General features: G+C 59.8%; 15 protein-coding genes, 1 tRNA gene and 2 pseudogenes. 10 read left to right on the forward strand and 8 right to left on the reverse strand.

Annotated features, from left to right (window positions below; all coding sequences use genetic code 11):
* Positions 1-2 precede the first annotated feature (2 nt).
* Genes cydB through BM019_RS25375 form a run of 3 tightly spaced genes read left to right on the forward strand, consistent with a single transcriptional unit; the run spans position 3 to position 1309 of the window.
* A complete protein-coding gene (gene cydB / locus BM019_RS25370) occupies positions 3-1019 on the forward strand; it encodes a cytochrome d ubiquinol oxidase subunit II (RefSeq protein WP_053261802.1) in 1017 nt (338 codons plus the stop codon).
* On the forward strand, positions 1006-1161 hold the full coding sequence (locus BM019_RS30880; RefSeq protein ID WP_009044526.1) for a hypothetical protein: 156 nt from the start codon (positions 1006-1008) through the stop codon (positions 1159-1161). Before cydB ends, BM019_RS30880 begins: the two co-directional genes overlap by 14 nt.
* The gene (locus tag BM019_RS25375; protein ID WP_085534193.1) at positions 1148-1309 is read left to right on the forward strand and encodes a DUF2474 domain-containing protein; all 162 of its coding nucleotides are present in this window, start codon (positions 1148-1150) and stop codon (positions 1307-1309) included. The genes BM019_RS30880 and BM019_RS25375 overlap by 14 nt, the downstream gene beginning before the upstream one ends.
* A gap of 125 nt (positions 1310-1434) precedes the next feature.
* On the opposite strand, the gene BM019_RS25380 is transcribed toward BM019_RS25375, so the two are convergent.
* The 3 genes from BM019_RS25380 to BM019_RS25390 form a co-directional block, all read right to left on the reverse strand.
* Entirely contained in the window at positions 1435-2388 is a 954-nt protein-coding gene (locus tag BM019_RS25380; RefSeq protein WP_092421256.1) for a Dyp-type peroxidase, read from the reverse strand.
* Between the two features lie 139 nt (positions 2389-2527).
* Positions 2528-4801: an FdhF/YdeP family oxidoreductase gene (locus BM019_RS25385; protein ID WP_092421257.1), complete on the reverse strand. Its 2274-nt coding sequence runs from the start codon at positions 4799-4801 to the stop codon at positions 2528-2530.
* 333 nt (positions 4802-5134) lie between these two features.
* Positions 5135-6031 (reverse strand): DMT family transporter, encoded by an 897-nt coding sequence (locus BM019_RS25390; RefSeq protein ID WP_062826277.1) that lies wholly within the window; start codon positions 6029-6031, stop codon positions 5135-5137.
* A gap of 132 nt (positions 6032-6163) precedes the next feature.
* On the opposite strand from BM019_RS25390, the gene BM019_RS25395 reads away from it, so the two are divergent.
* Both BM019_RS25395 and BM019_RS25400 read left to right on the forward strand, forming a co-directional pair.
* Positions 6164-6601 carry an Lrp/AsnC family transcriptional regulator gene (locus BM019_RS25395; RefSeq protein ID WP_009044531.1) on the forward strand — a complete coding sequence of 146 codons (438 nt, stop codon included), beginning with the start codon at positions 6164-6166 and terminating at the stop codon, positions 6599-6601.
* Between the two features lie 82 nt (positions 6602-6683).
* Complete coding sequence (locus BM019_RS25400; RefSeq protein WP_009044532.1) at positions 6684-7013, forward strand: YceK/YidQ family lipoprotein; 330 nt, start codon at positions 6684-6686, stop codon at positions 7011-7013.
* A gap of 71 nt (positions 7014-7084) precedes the next feature.
* Here the strand turns inward: BM019_RS25400 and BM019_RS25405 are convergent, their stop codons facing one another.
* On the reverse strand, positions 7085-7756 hold the full coding sequence (locus tag BM019_RS25405; RefSeq protein WP_007929309.1) for a Bax inhibitor-1/YccA family protein: 672 nt from the start codon (positions 7754-7756) through the stop codon (positions 7085-7087).
* Between the two features lie 123 nt (positions 7757-7879).
* On the opposite strand from BM019_RS25405, the gene BM019_RS25410 reads away from it, so the two are divergent.
* A tRNA-Ser gene (locus tag BM019_RS25410) sits at positions 7880-7967 on the forward strand.
* A gap of 73 nt (positions 7968-8040) precedes the next feature.
* Here the strand turns inward: BM019_RS25410 and BM019_RS25415 are convergent.
* On the reverse strand, positions 8041-8775 hold the full coding sequence (locus BM019_RS25415) for an SDR family oxidoreductase (RefSeq protein WP_085534177.1): 735 nt from the start codon (positions 8773-8775) through the stop codon (positions 8041-8043).
* 181 nt (positions 8776-8956) lie between these two features.
* Positions 8957-9901 (reverse strand): helix-turn-helix domain-containing protein, encoded by a 945-nt coding sequence (locus BM019_RS25420; protein ID WP_092421269.1) that lies wholly within the window; start codon positions 9899-9901, stop codon positions 8957-8959.
* A gap of 287 nt (positions 9902-10188) precedes the next feature.
* Here BM019_RS25420 and BM019_RS25425 point away from each other — a divergent pair, with 287 nt between their 5' ends.
* The 3 genes from BM019_RS25425 to BM019_RS25435 all read left to right on the forward strand — a co-directional run bounded on the left by BM019_RS25425 (position 10189) and on the right by BM019_RS25435 (position 12386).
* The gene (locus BM019_RS25425) at positions 10189-10953 is read left to right on the forward strand and encodes an SDR family NAD(P)-dependent oxidoreductase (RefSeq protein WP_092421272.1); all 765 of its coding nucleotides are present in this window, start codon (positions 10189-10191) and stop codon (positions 10951-10953) included.
* 176 nt (positions 10954-11129) lie between these two features.
* Positions 11130-11387, forward strand: a complete 258-nt coding sequence (locus BM019_RS25430) for an Atu4866 domain-containing protein (RefSeq protein ID WP_081232293.1) — start codon at positions 11130-11132, stop codon at positions 11385-11387.
* A gap of 81 nt (positions 11388-11468) precedes the next feature.
* Positions 11469-12386, forward strand: a complete 918-nt coding sequence (locus BM019_RS25435; RefSeq protein ID WP_092421290.1) for an AraC family transcriptional regulator — start codon at positions 11469-11471, stop codon at positions 12384-12386.
* Between the two features lie 19 nt (positions 12387-12405).
* On the opposite strand, the pseudogene BM019_RS25440 reads toward BM019_RS25435, so the two are convergent.
* Positions 12406-12753: pseudogene (locus tag BM019_RS25440) on the reverse strand (helix-turn-helix domain-containing protein); the annotation flags it as partial.
* Positions 12754-12889: 136 nt separating this feature from the next.
* The gene (locus BM019_RS25445) at positions 12890-14290 is read right to left on the reverse strand and encodes an amino acid permease (RefSeq protein ID WP_062825353.1); all 1401 of its coding nucleotides are present in this window, start codon (positions 14288-14290) and stop codon (positions 12890-12892) included.
* A 404-nt stretch (positions 14291-14694) separates the two neighbouring features.
* Here BM019_RS25445 and BM019_RS25450 point away from each other — a divergent pair.
* Positions 14695-14958, forward strand: a pseudogene (locus BM019_RS25450) (IS30 family transposase); the annotation flags it as partial.

Here is a 14958-nt window from a genome sequence, read left to right on the forward strand (position 1 = left end):
CCATGGGCATTCAAGGTATAGATCTGTCGTTGATCTGGGGCGTGATCATCGCTTTCGGGGTGATGATGTACGTCATCATGGATGGCTTCGACCTGGGACTGGGGATCCTCTTCCCGCTCATCCCGGACGCGCAGGAGCGCGATGTGATGATGAACACCGTGGCGCCGGTCTGGGACGGTAACGAAACCTGGCTGATCCTCGGTGGCGCGGCGCTGTACGGGGCCTTCCCGCTGGCCTATTCGGTGATTCTGGAGGCCCTGTACCTGCCGCTGATCTTCATGCTGGCCGGCTTGATCTTCCGCGGCGTGGCCTTTGAGTTCCGCTTCAAGGCCAGCCCGGAAAAACGCCATATCTGGGACATGGCATTCATCGGTGGCTCGCTGCTGGCGACCTTCTGCCAGGGCATCGTGATTGGCAGCTATATCGCCGGGATCCCGGTGGTCGATCGCCAGTTCGCCGGCGGCAACCTGGACTGGCTGGCGCCGTTCCCGCTGTTCTGCGGCCTGGGCCTGATCGTCGCCTACGCACTGCTGGGCAGCACCTGGCTGCTGGTCAAGACCGAAGGCATGCTCGAATCGCGCATGCGCCACTACACCCGGCCGCTGGCGTTCGTGCTGATGGCGGTGGTCGCGGTGCTCTGTGTGTGGACGCCCATGCTGCACCCGGAGATCGCCAGCCGCTGGTTCACCCACGCGCATATCGTGGTCTTCGGCGCGCTTGTGGTTCTCGCGCTGCTGGCGCTGTTCGGGCTGCTGCGCACCTTGCGCCAGCATCACTCGCACTGGCCGTTCGTGTTCACCCTGGCGCTGGTGTTCCTGGGCTACATCGGCCTGGCCTTCAGCATCTGGCCGAACATCGTGCCGCCTTCCATCAGCCTGTGGCAGGCCGCATCGCCCCCGTCCAGCCAGCTGTTCATCCTGATCGGCACCCTGTTCATTCTGCCGATCATCCTGATGTACACCTGCTGGAGCTACTACGTGTTCCGCGGCAAAGTGAGGATCGGCGATGGTTACCATTGACAGCGAAACCCTTCGAACCACTACCAGGCAGAGGCCTTTCTACCAGCAGGTGGCACAGCTGAGCCTGCTGTTCCTCGGCGGGCTGGTGATGCTGGCCGCCGCCACCGCACTGATGATGGAGTTGGCTTATGGAACGCTCTGAGGTATCGACCACGGGCAGCCCGAGCGCCCCCTGGTATCGGCGGCTGGCATGGCTGGTGGGCATCTGGCTGGGCAGTGTGCTGGCCCTGGGTGCGGTGGCCGGCCTGTTGCGGCTGATGATGCACATGGCCGGCATGAGCACTCACTGATTGCTGATCGCACCGGTAAAGGCCCGGCGCCTTTTCCGGTGCGCGGTCCCGGCAACCATTGAATAGCATCCGCCAGATGCAACGAGCCCGCGAGGCCCTCACCTCGCGGGCTCTTTACATCCGGATCAGGGCTGGCGTTCGGCCAACGCTTCCAGCAGATCGGCGGAAGGCACGAAGAACAGGCCGCCGGTCACCGCCGTGCTGAAATCCAGCAAGCGGTCATAGTTGCCCGCCGGCCGGCCGACAAACATGTTTTCCAACATTTGCTCGATAGGCTCCGGCGAGCGCGCGTAACCGATGAAATAGGTGCCGAACTCCCCCGCCCCCGGCCGGCCGAACGGCATGTTGTCGCGCAGGATCTTCACCTCCTCGCCGTCCTTGGTGATGGTGGTCAAGGCACTGTGGGAAGAGGTCGGCTTGACGGCATCGTCGAGTTCGATATCGGACAGCTTCTTGCGCCCGATGATACGTTCCTGCGCCTCGACCGACAGCTCGTTCCAGGCGTTCATGTTGTGCAGGTACTTCTGCACCAGCACATAACTGCCGCCGCTGAACGCCGGGTCTTCATCGCCGACCAGGGTGAACTCGATGGCCTTGCGCCCGACCGGGTTTTCCGTGCCATCGACAAAACCGATGATGCTGCGCATGTCGAAATAGCGGAAACCCTGCACCTCGTCGACCACCGAGATCGCATCGCCCAATGCCCCGATCAGTTGCGTCGCCAGTTCGAAGCACAGGTCCATCTGGTCCGCGCGAATGTGCAGCAGGATGTCGCCGGGAGTCGCCACGGCCCGGCGCTCTTGCGGGCCGAACTCGCGAAAGGCGTGCAGCGAGGCCGGACGCGGACCGCCAAACAGCCGGTCCCAGGCCGCCGAAGCAAAACCGCAGACGCACGACAGGTTACCCGCGGGCACCCGCTTGCCGACCGAACGGGTGAGGCCCGCCACATCCTCGCACCAGCCCCGCACCTTGGCGGCGGCGTCACGACCGGGGGCCAGGGTGGCGACGATAAAGATCGCGCTGCTGGTAATCGGGTTACAGACGGATTGCGGTTCAGGAATATCGTTGGACATGGGCATGAGCACTCGGCGGAACGGGAAAGACCGCAGAGTAGCAAATAATCGCGGCGCTGCAGTCCGGCAGCGAGCCTCGCGCTCATGAAAGCCCACCGATGAAAAAAGGGGCGCCCCATGCGCCCCCTTCCCTGGATCGCCAGGGTCAGTTCAGCGTCGAACGCACAATCCGTACCGGAACCGATTTGTAGGACGGCGTCCCGCTATCCACGTCGATGTAATCCAGCGGCACCAGCTGGTTGGCTTCGGGGTAATAGGCCGCGACCGAGCCCGGGGAAATCTTGTATTCGATCGCGGTGATTTTCTCGTAGCGCAGCTTGCGCCCCTGGGTGACCGTCTCGATATCCACCAGGTCGCCATGGGCCAGGCCACGGGCATCCAGGTCCGCCTGATTGATGAACAGCACGTCGCGCCGGCCGAAGACCCCGCGATAACGATCGTCCATGGCATAGATGGTGGTGTTGTACTGGTCATGGCTGCGAATGGTGATCAGGCGCAGGATGTCCGCGCCATCGACCACCTTGTCTTCATGCAGCCCGGGAAAGACAAAGAATTCGGCCTTGCCCGAGGGCGTGAGCCATATGCGCTCGGTGGGCGGCAGCGGCATGCGGAACCCGCCCGGCACGCGGATGCGCTGGTTGAACGCCTCGAAGCCGGGCACCGTTTTCTCGATCAGGTCGCGGATCTTGTCGTAGTCGGCGACCAGTTCCTGCCAGGGCACCTTGCTGCCTGGCAGCGTGGCCCGGGCAATGCCGGCCACTATCGCCGGTTCCGAGCGCAGGAACTCGGATGCCGGGGTCAGCTTGCCGGCCGATGCGTGGACCATCGACATCGAATCCTCGACGGTGATCGACTGGCGCATCCCGTCCTGTACGTCCAATTCGGTGCGACCCAGGCAGGGAAACAGATAGGACTCCTTGGCGACCAGCAGATGGGAGCGATTGAGCTTGGTGCCGATATGCACGCTCAGGTCGAGCTTGCCCATGGCCGGAAAACACTGGCCCGGATCGGGCAAGGCGACGGCGAAATTGCCTCCCAGGCAAATCAGCGCCTTGGCCGTGCCCGCGATCATGGCCTGCATGGCTTTTACCGAATCGTGGCCGTGGGCCGCTGGCGGCTTGAAGCCGAATACTTTCTCCAGCCTGTCGAGAAATGCCTTCGACGGTTTCTCGGTAATGCCCACGGTCCGGTTGCCCTGGACATTGGAATGGCCGCGCAACGGGCAAATACCCGCGCCAGGCTTGCCAAAGTTACCGCGCAACATCAGCAGGTCACAGATCAGCCGGACATTGGCCGTGCCTTCGTTGTGCTGGGTGATGCCCATGCCGTAGGTGACGATGGTGGCGTTGGATTTTGCGTAGGCGGCGGCGACCTTTTCCAGCTCGGCCTGCTGCAGGCCGCCGGCCTGTTCTATATCGGGCCAGGCCGTGGCGTGCAGATCGGCGACCAGCTCGTCGAAACCCTGGGTGTGCTGGGCGATGAAGTCATGGTCGAGGACTTCGCCCACCGTCCGCTCCAGCTCCAGCAGCGCCTTCATGATCCCCTTGATCGCCGCCGCGTCGCCTCCGGCTTTTACCTGGAAGTAGGACGAGGCGATCCGGGTGGAGCCGTAAGTCGCCATTTCAACCATGTTCTGCGGATCGGCAAAGCGCTCGAGCGCGCGTTCGCGCAGGGGGTTGAAGACCATGATCGGCACCTTGCGCCGCGAGGCCTCGTGCAGCGTGCCCATCATGCGTGGGTGGTTGGTGCCGGGGTTGTGGCCGATGGAGATGATCAGTTCGCAGGTATCGAAGTCGTCCAGCGACACCGTGCCTTTGCCGATACCAATGGATCGCGGCAGCCCGACGCTGGTCGGTTCGTGGCACATGTTGGAACAATCGGGAAAGTTGTTGCTGCCGTATTCCCGGATGAACAGCTGGTACAGATAGGCCGCTTCATTGGAGGCCCTGCCAGAGGTATAGAACTCGACCTGCTCCGGTTGCAGCCCCCGGAGTATCTCGCCTATTCGCGCGAACGCCGCCTCCCATTCGACCGGCTGGTAGGTGTCGCTGGCACGGTCATATACCAGGGGATGGGTGATACGTCCCAGGTCCTCCAGCTCGTAATCGCTGCGGTGCAATAACGAGGCGACCGGATGATTGGCGAAGAAGTCCGGGGTGACCCGCTTGTTGGTCGCCTCCCAGGTCACCGCCTTGGCGCCGTTTTCACAGAACTGGAAGGTGGATTTGTGCTCCTTGTCGGGCCAGGCGCAGCCTGGGCAGTCGAAGCCATCAGGCTGGTTGGTGCGCATCAGGGTGATGGGCGCCTTCAGCGTATCCATCTGCTCTCTAACCGCTGTCGCGGTGGCCTTGAGCGCCCCCCAGCCGCCAGCGGGGCCGTCGTAGTTACGAACACCGGGTACCTTGCGTCGAGTCGTCATGATCGCTCCCCATACGCCCCCTGCCCTGTAGACAAGAAGCATTGGTTGCCTGGGATCCGCCGCCATGGCGGCATTCGGTAACGACCTACCGACCCGAATCGGGGGGCGGTAGATGTCACACCTGAACAGCAAAAAAGACACGCAACCCAGAACCGGGTTTGAGGACTTGAAACCTTTGAATCAACGACGAAGGGTTGCGCTTGAATCTTTCAACCTGAGTTAAAACCTTAGTGGTGCGTCCCCGCCTGTCAAGGCAATAAATAGCTGGTAAATCGGGTAGTTACTTATCATTCGTATTAATTCGGCGACCAGTCACTCACCGGAACCCAACGCTCACTGCGCCGCCACCCGACGGCGCAAGCCCAGGCTCCAGCCCTGCTGCATGCCAGCGGCCGCCAGCAGGATGGCGATCACGCCGATCCATTGCAGCAGCTCCAGGCGATGGCCGAAGGCGAACCAGTCGACGAAGATCGCCGCGATCGGGTAGATGAACGACAGTGCGCCGGTCAGTGCGGTCGGCAGTTTCTGGATCGCGCCGTACAGCAGCACATACATCACCCCGGTGTGGACGATGCCCAGGGTCAGCAGGCTGGCCCAGGCCTCCGGTGCCGTGGGCAGCGCGGAGAGATTGGCCCAGGGCGCCAGCAGCAACACCCCAGTGCAGACCTGGATCAACGCGATCAGGTGCGGCGGCGTGCCGGTCAGGCGCTTGATCAAGAGCGCGGCGAAGGCATACAGCAGGGCCGCCCCCAGCGCCAGGGCGATTCCCAGCAGATAGTCATTGCCCGCCGCGCCCTGCTCGCCATGGGCGCTGACGATCGCCAGCATCCCGGCGAAGGAAATGCTCAGCCAGAACAGTTTCTGCGCGGTGATTTTCTCGCCGAGGAACAGCGCCGCCAGCCCCACCAGCATGAACGGCTGGACGTTGTAGACCGCGGTGCCGATGGCGATCGAGGCCCGGGAATAGGAGGCGAACAGCAGCACCCAGTTGCCGACGATGGCGACACCGCTGAGCACGGCGAGGAGAAAGGTGGTGCGCGTCAGGATGCCGGGGCGCAGAAAGCCGAAGCCGGCACAGATCAGCAGCAGGGTCGCGGCACCGAACACGCAGCGCCAGAACACCACGTCCAGCACCGGCTGCCCGGACACCAGCACGAACCAGCCGATGGTGCCGGAAATCAACATGGCGGCGGTCATTTCCAGTGAGCCGCGGCGTAACAATTTGTCCATGATCATTCTCCTCAACAAGAGCCAAAAGTATGACAATCGGCTCCTACCCCGCTCAAGACTCAACGGTAGGCTAAAATCGGCTTATACCTTTTTTATCAAGGTGTTTCTTAGGTTTTACCTAATGAGGTTGGCATGATCGACGAAATTGACCAGGCGCTGATCAGCGCCCTGATGGAAGATTCACGCCGTTCGCTCAAGGCCCTTGCGCAGATCAGCGGGCTGTCCTCGCCCAGCGTCGCCGAACGCCTGCGACGCCTGGAAGAGCGTGGTGTGCTCAAGGCTTATACCGTCGAAGTAGACCCGAAGTTCTTCGGCTATCAATTGCAGGCCATCGTGCGCATCCGGCCGCTGCCGGGGAAACTCCAGGAAGTCGAACGACAGATCCTGGCCATCCCCGAGTTCACCGAATGCGACAAGGTCACGGGCGAGGACTGCTTTATCGCCCGCCTGCATGTACGCGACATGGAGCAACTGGACAGCCTGCTCGACCACCTCAACAGCTGCGCGGAAACCAACACCGCGATCGTCAAGAAAAGCCCGGTGAAACGGCGGTTGCCGCCGATGGCGTAATGCCTGGGCTCACACACGGCGTTTGCCCCTGGCACCCAAAAACTGGCTAGACTCAGGACCTCATCGACGAAGGATTCGCACCGTGAAAACCTCTTTTCTGTTGCTGGCGGCATTGATGCTCTCAGGTTGTGGAACCATCGATACCGTCTTCAGGGAGGATGCGGTGGCCAGCGAGAAACTCAAGGAGCGAAAAACCTACTGCGGTGGCGTCCCACGTATCTACAGTGGCGTGACTTACGATTTCTGTAGCCTGCATGCTCCTGAGCCAGAGAACGGCGCAACTCATACCGGCCCGGCCTCGAACCAGGCCATGCTGCTCGATATGGCCGTCTCAGGTGTGCTCGACACCTTGCTGCTGCCCTACACCATCTATCAGCAACAAACCGATGGCAGCCTGATCATTGCCGAATAGTGCCCCGGACGTTCAGATCGCAGACAACAAAAAGCCCGCCGAAGCGGGCTTTTCTGTTTCAAGGCTGACGATCAGTCGTCGCGGCCCATGATGCCGAACAGCTGCAACAGGCTGACGAACAGGTTGTAGATCGATACATACAGGCTGATGGTCGCCATGATGTAGTTACGCTCGCCGCCATGAATGATGGCGCTGGTCTGGTACAGGATGCACACCGAGGAGAACAGCACGAAGCCCGCGCTGATCGCCAGTTGCAGACCGCTGATCTGGAAGAACAGGCTGGCCAGCGTCGCACCCAGCAGGACGAAGAAACCGGCGGTGATGAAACCACCGAGGAAGCTCATGTCCTTGCGGGAGATCAGCACGTAGGCCGACAGACCACCAAATACCAGGGCGGTCATCGCAAAGGCCGAGCTGACCACTTCAGCGCCGCCCTGCATGCCCAGGTAACGGTTGAGGATCGGGCCGAGCAGAAAGCCCATGAAACCGGTCAGGGCAAACGCCGACACCAGGCCCCAGGCCGAATCACGGAGTTTGTTGGTAAGGAAGAACAGACCGTAGAAACCGATCAGCACCACGAAAATGTTCGGGTAACCGACCCGCATCTGCTGGGCCACGTAAGCCATCACGCCGCTGAAGGCGAGAGTGAGAGCGAGTAGGCCGTAGGTGTTGCGCAGGACGCGGCTAACTTCTAGCTGCTCGGCCTGCACGCTGTTATTAACTGCGTAATCCTGTTCGCGCATGGCGACACTCCTGTTGGTTTGAAACGTTCAGTGGCAAAGATCATAACAGACGCTCTGCAACAAGCTATGTACAGAGTTTGACAGTGTGTTTCATTCAGGTATTATGGCGCCCGCAACAAAAACGGAGGTGTGGCCGAGTGGTTTAAGGCAACGGTCTTGAAAACCGTCGACTGTAACAGGTCCATGAGTTCGAATCCCATCGCCTCCGCCATATTCGTCACGCTAAAGCCCCGATTATTCGGGGCTTTTTCGTTTCTGGGGTCTGCGATTTTTACCCCGCCCTTTCAGTGTGGACTGGCAGTCGGACGAACCACAATCTCACTCACATCCACATCGTCGGGCTGTTCGATGGCATAGGCGAGCGCCCGCGCAATGGCGTCTGCGTTGAGCGCGACACGCCGAAAGGCTTTCATTTCCTCGCGTGCCACCTCATCGGAAATCGTATCGGCCAGTTCGGACTCGACGACGCCCGGGCACACTACCGTGACCCGGATCTTGTCCGTTTCCTGCCGCAGACCATCGGAGATGGCCCTGACCGCAAATTTGGTCGCGCAGTACACCGCGGCTGTCGGAGAAACCGCGAGGCCGCCGATTGAGGAAATGTTGATGATCTGGCCGAACCCTTGTGCCTCCATGTCCGGCAAGACGGCGGCAATACCGTGCAGCACGCCGCGTACATTGACATCGAGCATCTGGTTCCACTCGTTGACCTTCAACGAGGTCAAGGGTGACAGGGGCATCACGCCTGCGTTGTTGATGATCACATCGACCTTGCCGTGTTGCCCCTTGGCGAACGCAACGAACGCCTGCATGGATTCCAGATCCGTAACGTCCAGTGCGCAGGCACTTGCCGAGCCTCCTTCGGCCTGGATCTCGCTGACAAGTTTGTCCAGACGCTCGGTACGGCGGGCACCGAGGACCACATGGGCACCTTTGGCGGCGATCAGCCTGGCCGCCGCTTCGCCAATACCACTGCTTGCACCGGTAATCAGGACGACTTTGTTTTGAATGTTCGACATATCCATAGCTCCTGCTGTAAGCATTGAGGTTCAGCACCGACCGCTGAAGACGCGGGCGTTGCTGCGGGGTACGTCGAAAAGATTAAGGGCACAGGCCTGCTCGACGCGTGCCAAAACCTGCGCAGCTTTTGCCTATTCGTGTCTGTGTGCATCGCCCGCAAAACGTGTGACATAACGGCACTCAACCGCCACGGAACTCGCTGGGCGTTACACCCACCTCACGACGAAACACCTGGGAGAAGTGACTGGGGCTTGAATAGCCGACCTCCAGCCCGACGTCGATGACGCTAAGCCGGGTTTCCAGCAACAAGCGCCGCGCGCGAACCATGCGCAAGCGAATGAAGTACTGCGACGGCGACAGTCCCGTCGCACGCTTGAACAGGCGGCTGAAGTGGTACTCGCTCAGCTCGGCCAGCCTGGCCAGTTTTGCCAGGCTGAATTCAGCGCCCAGATCCGCACTCATGGCATCAGTGACTGTGCGCAGCTTGTAGGCTTGCAAGGCGTTGACCCGACGCCCGGGCCGGGCCTCGGCGCGATAGCTGCGCACCAGATGTACGGCCAGCGCCTGTGCCAGAGAACGGGCGAAAAGAGCGCTGGGCGAGCGTTCCAGAACCAGTTCAGTGCGCAACTGCTCCATGACAAACGCGACGCAGCCGTCACGTGCCCCTGAAATATCGCGCAAACGCACAGGCCCGGCGTGCTCACCCCACAGCTCTCGCGACGCTAGCTCAATCAGCGGCAGCCCCAGATAAAGGTGCATGACTTCGAAGGTATCGCCCCCGTGAGTCTGCCAGCGCATTTCATACGGCTCATCGGAACTTGTGAGGAAAAAATCGCCGGCGCAGACCTCTGCCGCAGTCCACTCCCCGCCCAGTACGCGCTCCTCCACCCTCGCCGCCCCCGCCAGAACCAACACCAGCAGCGGCTCCACCACCGCAGGTACGAGAATGGGTTCAATGACGCTGCGATGGGTAAACAGCTGAATCACAATGTCCTTGATTTCCGGGCTCGGCGGTAAGTCCTGCGGCTCTCCTGGCAGGTATTCACGCATGGACTGCCCTGTGATGCGCAAGTCCTGGCTGGATGTCGACCCTTGTTCCTGGGACGTTCGCCCGGTGTTTGCCATGAACACGTCCTTTTCATATTCGGCTGTGCAAAGCCAGACAGGTTTCCAGACGCTGCCCGAACTCCGCACGACGGAGACCGGATCGATGATATCGGGCTTTTCCCGCTGGCTGAACCGAGCCCCGAACCGTCCTCACTGATATTCGGCGCAAAACCCCGACATCGTGGGCAATCTCACGAAAGCTGACTTCGCCTCGCTGCGAGACAGTAGGCCCGTCGCCGATGACAAGCGCCTTGCGGGCGCCGACACGGCTTATCCCCTACTCGATCACAACGCTGGAGAACATCATGACCGATATCAAGAACTGCACGCCAAACGAAGTGGCAGGTAAAGTCGCTCTGGTCACTGGCGCGGCCAGTGGCATCGGCAAGGCCATCGCACTGCTGCTGCATGCCCGCGGCGCCAAGGTCATTGCCGAAGATATAAACCCTGAGGTGGAAGCGCTGGCCCGCCCTGGCCTGGTACCTCTGGTGGCCGACATCACTCAGGACGGCGCCGCCGAGCGCGCGGTCGCTTTGGCCGTCGAGCAATTCGGCCGGCTGGACATTCTGGTCAATAACGCCGGCATCATCATCAACAAGCTGGTCATCGACATGACTCGCGAAGACTGGGAACGCATTCAGACGGTCAATGCTACGGCGGCATTCCTGCATAGTCGCGAAGCGGTCAAAGCGATGATGCCCAATAAATCCGGCTCGATCGTCAACATCGCGTCCTACGCCTCGTACTTCGCCTTCCCCACCATTGCCGCCTATACCGCCTCTAAAGGCGCGCTTGCCCAACTGACGCGCACCCTGGCACTTGAGGTCATTGGCCACGGCATCCGCGTCAATGCCGTGGGTGTGGGGGATGTGGTGACCAACATCCTCAACAATGTGGTCAACGATGGCCCGGCATTTCTCGCCCAACATGGCGAAGCCGCACCGATCGGCCGCGCCGCACAACCGGAAGAAATCGCCGAACTGGTCGCGTTCATCTCCTCGGATCGTGCCAGCTTCATGGTCGGTTCGGTGGTTATGGCAGACGGCGGCATGACCGTCACGGCCGGCTGAGCCACCGCAGGAAGGAGCCGCCGGACATGCTCGGCAAGCCCGAGAGGATCAGGCAAATCTGCGGCAGTTTCGTCCTAACACCGCTCCGCTCGGCTACGTAATCTGAAAGTACGCAACGGATGCAGACACAGGCCACGGCAGGCCACTCAGATGACAACGTCAATGAGGACTGAACAATGAAAAATGCCAAACAAGCCACTCCTGATCTTCGTTACGCAGGTATGTGGGTCACCGCCGATGGCTTCATCCGTCACGAGCTTCTGGCGACTGGGCGTTACGACGAGGCCCGTGGTAAAAACAAGAGCGCCTATCAAGGCCGCTACGAAATGGTGGGGGACTACATCCAGTACTGGGACGATAGCGGCTTCACCGCCGATGGGCACTTTCATGACGATGTGCTGTATCACGCCGGCATGATTCTTTATCGGCAATGAGCAATTTAAAGATATCGGGTGAATATCGTCTGCCTGGAAGGCCCCAGGCAGACGCTCATGAACACTTGTGAGAGCCTTGAAATGGAACAGAGCGATGCTTTCATCCTTCAGAACACAGCCATCTACCGTGACGAACTGGTTCGCTTGCTGACGCAACGGTTTACCACACCCGGGATATATGAGACCGCGATAGCGCCCCTGCATGTCATTCGTTTTGACGCACCTTCGCAGCTTATCCATACCGTCCACAAGCCGGCACTTTGCCTGATCGTGCAAGGACAAAAAGAAATCGGTCTGGGTGACGACCGTTATCTGTACGACCCGCTCAGTTACCTGGTGGTATCGGTGACACTTCCAGTTTCCGGGCGCGTCCTGATGGCCAGCCCGGATGCGCCCTACCTGTGTATCCGTTTTGATTTCGAGGCCACGGAAATCGCTCAGGTCATCGCCGATGCGCCCCCGACGGGCGTCCCGGACGAGCCGGAGCTTGGCCTTTTCCTTGAGAAAGTCGATGTACCCCTGCTGGAAACAATGCTTCGGCTGGTACGGCTGCTGGAAACACCGAAAGATATCGGCATGCTGGCCCCGCTCGCCCTGCGGGAGCTGTATTACCGCCTCCTGAGAGGCGTACATGGACGTCGTCTGTATGAGCTTGCTCTCGGTGATTCGCAAACGCGACGGGTAACGCGGGCCATCGATTGGTTGAACAACCACTACGCCCAACCCTTACGCATCGAAGAACTTGCACGAGTAGCCAATTTGGGCAGCTCTACGTTGCATCATCGTTTCAAGGCAGTGACGGCCATGAGTCCGCTGCAGTATCAGAAACAACTCCGTCTGCAGGAAGCACGCCGTCTGTTACTCGGCGAGGGACTGGATGTGGCGAGTGCCTGCTATCGAGTGGGCTACGAAAGCCCATCGCAATTCAGCCGAGAGTACAGTCGCCAGTTCGGGTGTCCGCCATCTAGAGATACCAACCGAGTTCGCCGCCCTGCGTGAAAGTTTCGCTCACTGACATATGCGGTGTGGACACAAAGCCGCAAACATACGCCAGCTCAACGATCGACAAGGAGGTTTGCTTGAGCAGTTGTCGCGCGCGAATAAGCCGTAACCTCAAGTAGTAGCGCGACGGCGTGCATTGCAGGTATTTCTTGAATAACCGCTCCAGCTGTCGACGTGACAGATCGACGCATTCAGCCAGGTGATCCAGGTCTATCGGCTCCTCGAGATTTGCCTCCATCAAGGCAACGACTTCTTGCAGCTTGGGCTGATGAGTACCGACCACATGTTTGAGCGGCACGCGCTGATGATCCTGCTTGTTGCGGATGCGCTCGTAGACAGACATTTCGGAGATGGCGGCGGATAGATTGAGTCGTACCCTCGGCCACGGCGGAGGTCGATGACATCGTGATCATGTCCTTGCAAAGATTGGTCTGCTTCACAGGCGCCTGTCATTCTCCCCGCGGCTTTGGCGAAGGGAGTATCAGTTTCGGTGTACACACCTACCCCACCGACGTGGCCCGCGCAGCCGGCGCAGGGTGACGCGAAGTCACAAGACCGATGAAGGAAATCGCTAGCGCCAATCCAATGGTTGTACTGACCTCGGTGCGGTGTTCCGGGGTGACCATCATTACTGCCAGCGCTGCGCAGATGAACACGATCACCAGCCACGTCAGCCATGGAAACAGCCACATGCGAAAGCTCAGCTCGATGTTGCGCTGACGCAATATTCGACGCATGCGCAGCTGCGATACCGCAATCGCCAGGTACACCAGCAAGGCAATTGCGCCGGAGCTGGCCAGTAGAAACTGGAACAGTCCGGATGGCATGAAGTAGCTCCACACGGTAATCGCCGCGCCGAGCACAGTGCTGGCGATAACGGCTGCGCGCGGGACGCCTGCCGCAGAGGTTGCCTTCAGGGTTTTCGGCGCATCACCACGGCGCCCCAACGAGTACAACATGCGCGAGGCAATGTAGATCGAGGAGTTCATGCAACTGGCCACTGCAATCAGGACGACGAGGTCGACCATGAACTTGGCATGTGGAATGTTCATGATTTCCAGGGCACGCTGATAAGAACCTACCGAGGCCAGCAGCGGATCATTCCAAGGCACCACGGAGATGACCACGAAGATCGACAGCAGGTAAAACACGCCGATACGCCACATCACAGAACGCGTGGCCTTGGCGATGTTCTGCGCCGGGTTACTGGATTCGGCGGCTGCGATGGTCACCGCTTCAGTACCGATGAAACTGAACATAATGGTGATGAAGGCGCCGACAACCGCTGACAAGCCGTTGGGCGCAAACCCGCCGTGCTCCGCCATAAGGCCACTCAATCCGCTGACTTCGCGATCAGGCACCCAGCCCATCAACACGGCAAAACCGACTCCGATGAAGCCGATGATCGCGACAACCTTGGTCATCGCGAACCAGAACTCGAACTCACCATACTTGGACACGCTGAACAGGTTGGTCACCACCAGCGCAATGATCGACCCCAACGCGAATACCCAGGCATCGACCTGCGCAAACCATTGATTCAGCACGTGACCGGCCGCCAGCGCTTCGATAGGAATAACCAGAACCCAGAACCACCAGTAGAGCCAGCCGATGGTGAAGCCAGCCCAACGCCCGATGGCTTGATCGGCATAGGTCGAGAACGAGCCGGTGTCCGGACTGGCCACCGCCATTTCACCGAGCATGCGCATGACCAGAACGACGAGCAGGCCTGAGAAGAGATAAGCCAGAAGAACCGCCGGCCCTGCCGTTGCAATGGCATGCCCTGAGCCAACGAACAAACCCGCGCCTATAATTCCGGCGATGGACAGCATTGTGACATGACGAGGCTTGAAGCCCTGTGCCAATTGGCTACTCGAATCCATGGAGTTCGGGCTGATCATTGGTTTTTTTATTCTCTGCTGATCGACATTTAAGCGAGTTGACCGGGGAAAACGATTACCATCGTTGCCTGCTCAGACCCCGAGGAAGCCTCGTTCAACCGCCACAGTTCTTATCAAACCCATCATCACGATGTGGTTACTTTGGTGAAAAGACGCGTCACATTAGCCGGACAATCAGACAGCTCAGTAGCCTGATTGCGCCATATCCGTGTCTGATATCGACAAGCCAGGACCTTGTGTCCATGGTGAAAACCAGCGGGGGGCACGAGAAACCAAAAGCAATCATCCTGGCTTATTGAGCGCTCTTCTAACGAGGCTGCACGTTGAACGTCCACTTCTGGCTGTGGATTCAACCGGTCGATGCAACACAACTAAATTCTGTGTAAGCAGAAGGAGTGTTGCAGATGAAGCAGAGACCTCGGATCTATTACACCGAAAGCCAGAAAAAACTGATGTGGGATCACTGGCAGAAAGGCGACTCTCTCCAGCACATAGCCCAACTATTTGATCGAAACCATTCATCGATACAGCGCATCTTGGCGGAAACAGGCGGTATCAGACCCGCTGTACGCCGCAGGTCCAGATTGGCTCTGACGTTGGCTGAGCGCGAAGAGATTTCGCGTGCAGTGGTGGCAGGTAACTCGATCCGTTCCATGGCCGCGCTGCTA

The sequence above is a fragment of the Pseudomonas sp. NFPP07 genome, assembly GCF_900115645.1.
Taxonomy (GTDB): domain Bacteria; phylum Pseudomonadota; class Gammaproteobacteria; order Pseudomonadales; family Pseudomonadaceae; genus Aquipseudomonas; species Aquipseudomonas chlororaphis.

What these genes read in the sequence shown, in the direction of transcription:
- BM019_RS25395 (WP_009044531.1), top strand. Translation starts at nt 6,164, where the DNA reads ATGATCGACGAAATTGACCAGGCGCTGATCAGCGCCCTGATGGAAGAT.
- BM019_RS30880 (WP_009044526.1), top strand. Translation starts at nt 1,006, where the DNA reads ATGGTTACCATTGACAGCGAAACCCTTCGAACCACTACCAGGCAGAGG.
- BM019_RS25445 (WP_062825353.1), bottom strand. Translation starts at nt 14,290, where the DNA reads ATGATCAGCCCGAACTCCATGGATTCGAGTAGCCAATTGGCACAGGGC.
- BM019_RS25430 (WP_081232293.1), top strand. Translation starts at nt 11,130, where the DNA reads ATGAAAAATGCCAAACAAGCCACTCCTGATCTTCGTTACGCAGGTATG.
- BM019_RS25390 (WP_062826277.1), bottom strand. Translation starts at nt 6,031, where the DNA reads ATGGACAAATTGTTACGCCGCGGCTCACTGGAAATGACCGCCGCCATG.
- BM019_RS25380 (WP_092421256.1), bottom strand. Translation starts at nt 2,388, where the DNA reads ATGCCCATGTCCAACGATATTCCTGAACCGCAATCCGTCTGTAACCCG.
- BM019_RS25415 (WP_085534177.1), bottom strand. Translation starts at nt 8,775, where the DNA reads ATGTCGAACATTCAAAACAAAGTCGTCCTGATTACCGGTGCAAGCAGT.
- BM019_RS25425 (WP_092421272.1), top strand. Translation starts at nt 10,189, where the DNA reads ATGACCGATATCAAGAACTGCACGCCAAACGAAGTGGCAGGTAAAGTC.
- BM019_RS25420 (WP_092421269.1), bottom strand. Translation starts at nt 9,901, where the DNA reads ATGGCAAACACCGGGCGAACGTCCCAGGAACAAGGGTCGACATCCAGC.
- BM019_RS25385 (WP_092421257.1), bottom strand. Translation starts at nt 4,801, where the DNA reads ATGACGACTCGACGCAAGGTACCCGGTGTTCGTAACTACGACGGCCCC.
- BM019_RS25435 (WP_092421290.1), top strand. Translation starts at nt 11,469, where the DNA reads ATGGAACAGAGCGATGCTTTCATCCTTCAGAACACAGCCATCTACCGT.
- cydB (WP_053261802.1), top strand. Translation starts at nt 3, where the DNA reads ATGGGCATTCAAGGTATAGATCTGTCGTTGATCTGGGGCGTGATCATC.
- BM019_RS25375 (WP_085534193.1), top strand. Translation starts at nt 1,148, where the DNA reads ATGGAACGCTCTGAGGTATCGACCACGGGCAGCCCGAGCGCCCCCTGG.
- BM019_RS25405 (WP_007929309.1), bottom strand. Translation starts at nt 7,756, where the DNA reads ATGCGCGAACAGGATTACGCAGTTAATAACAGCGTGCAGGCCGAGCAG.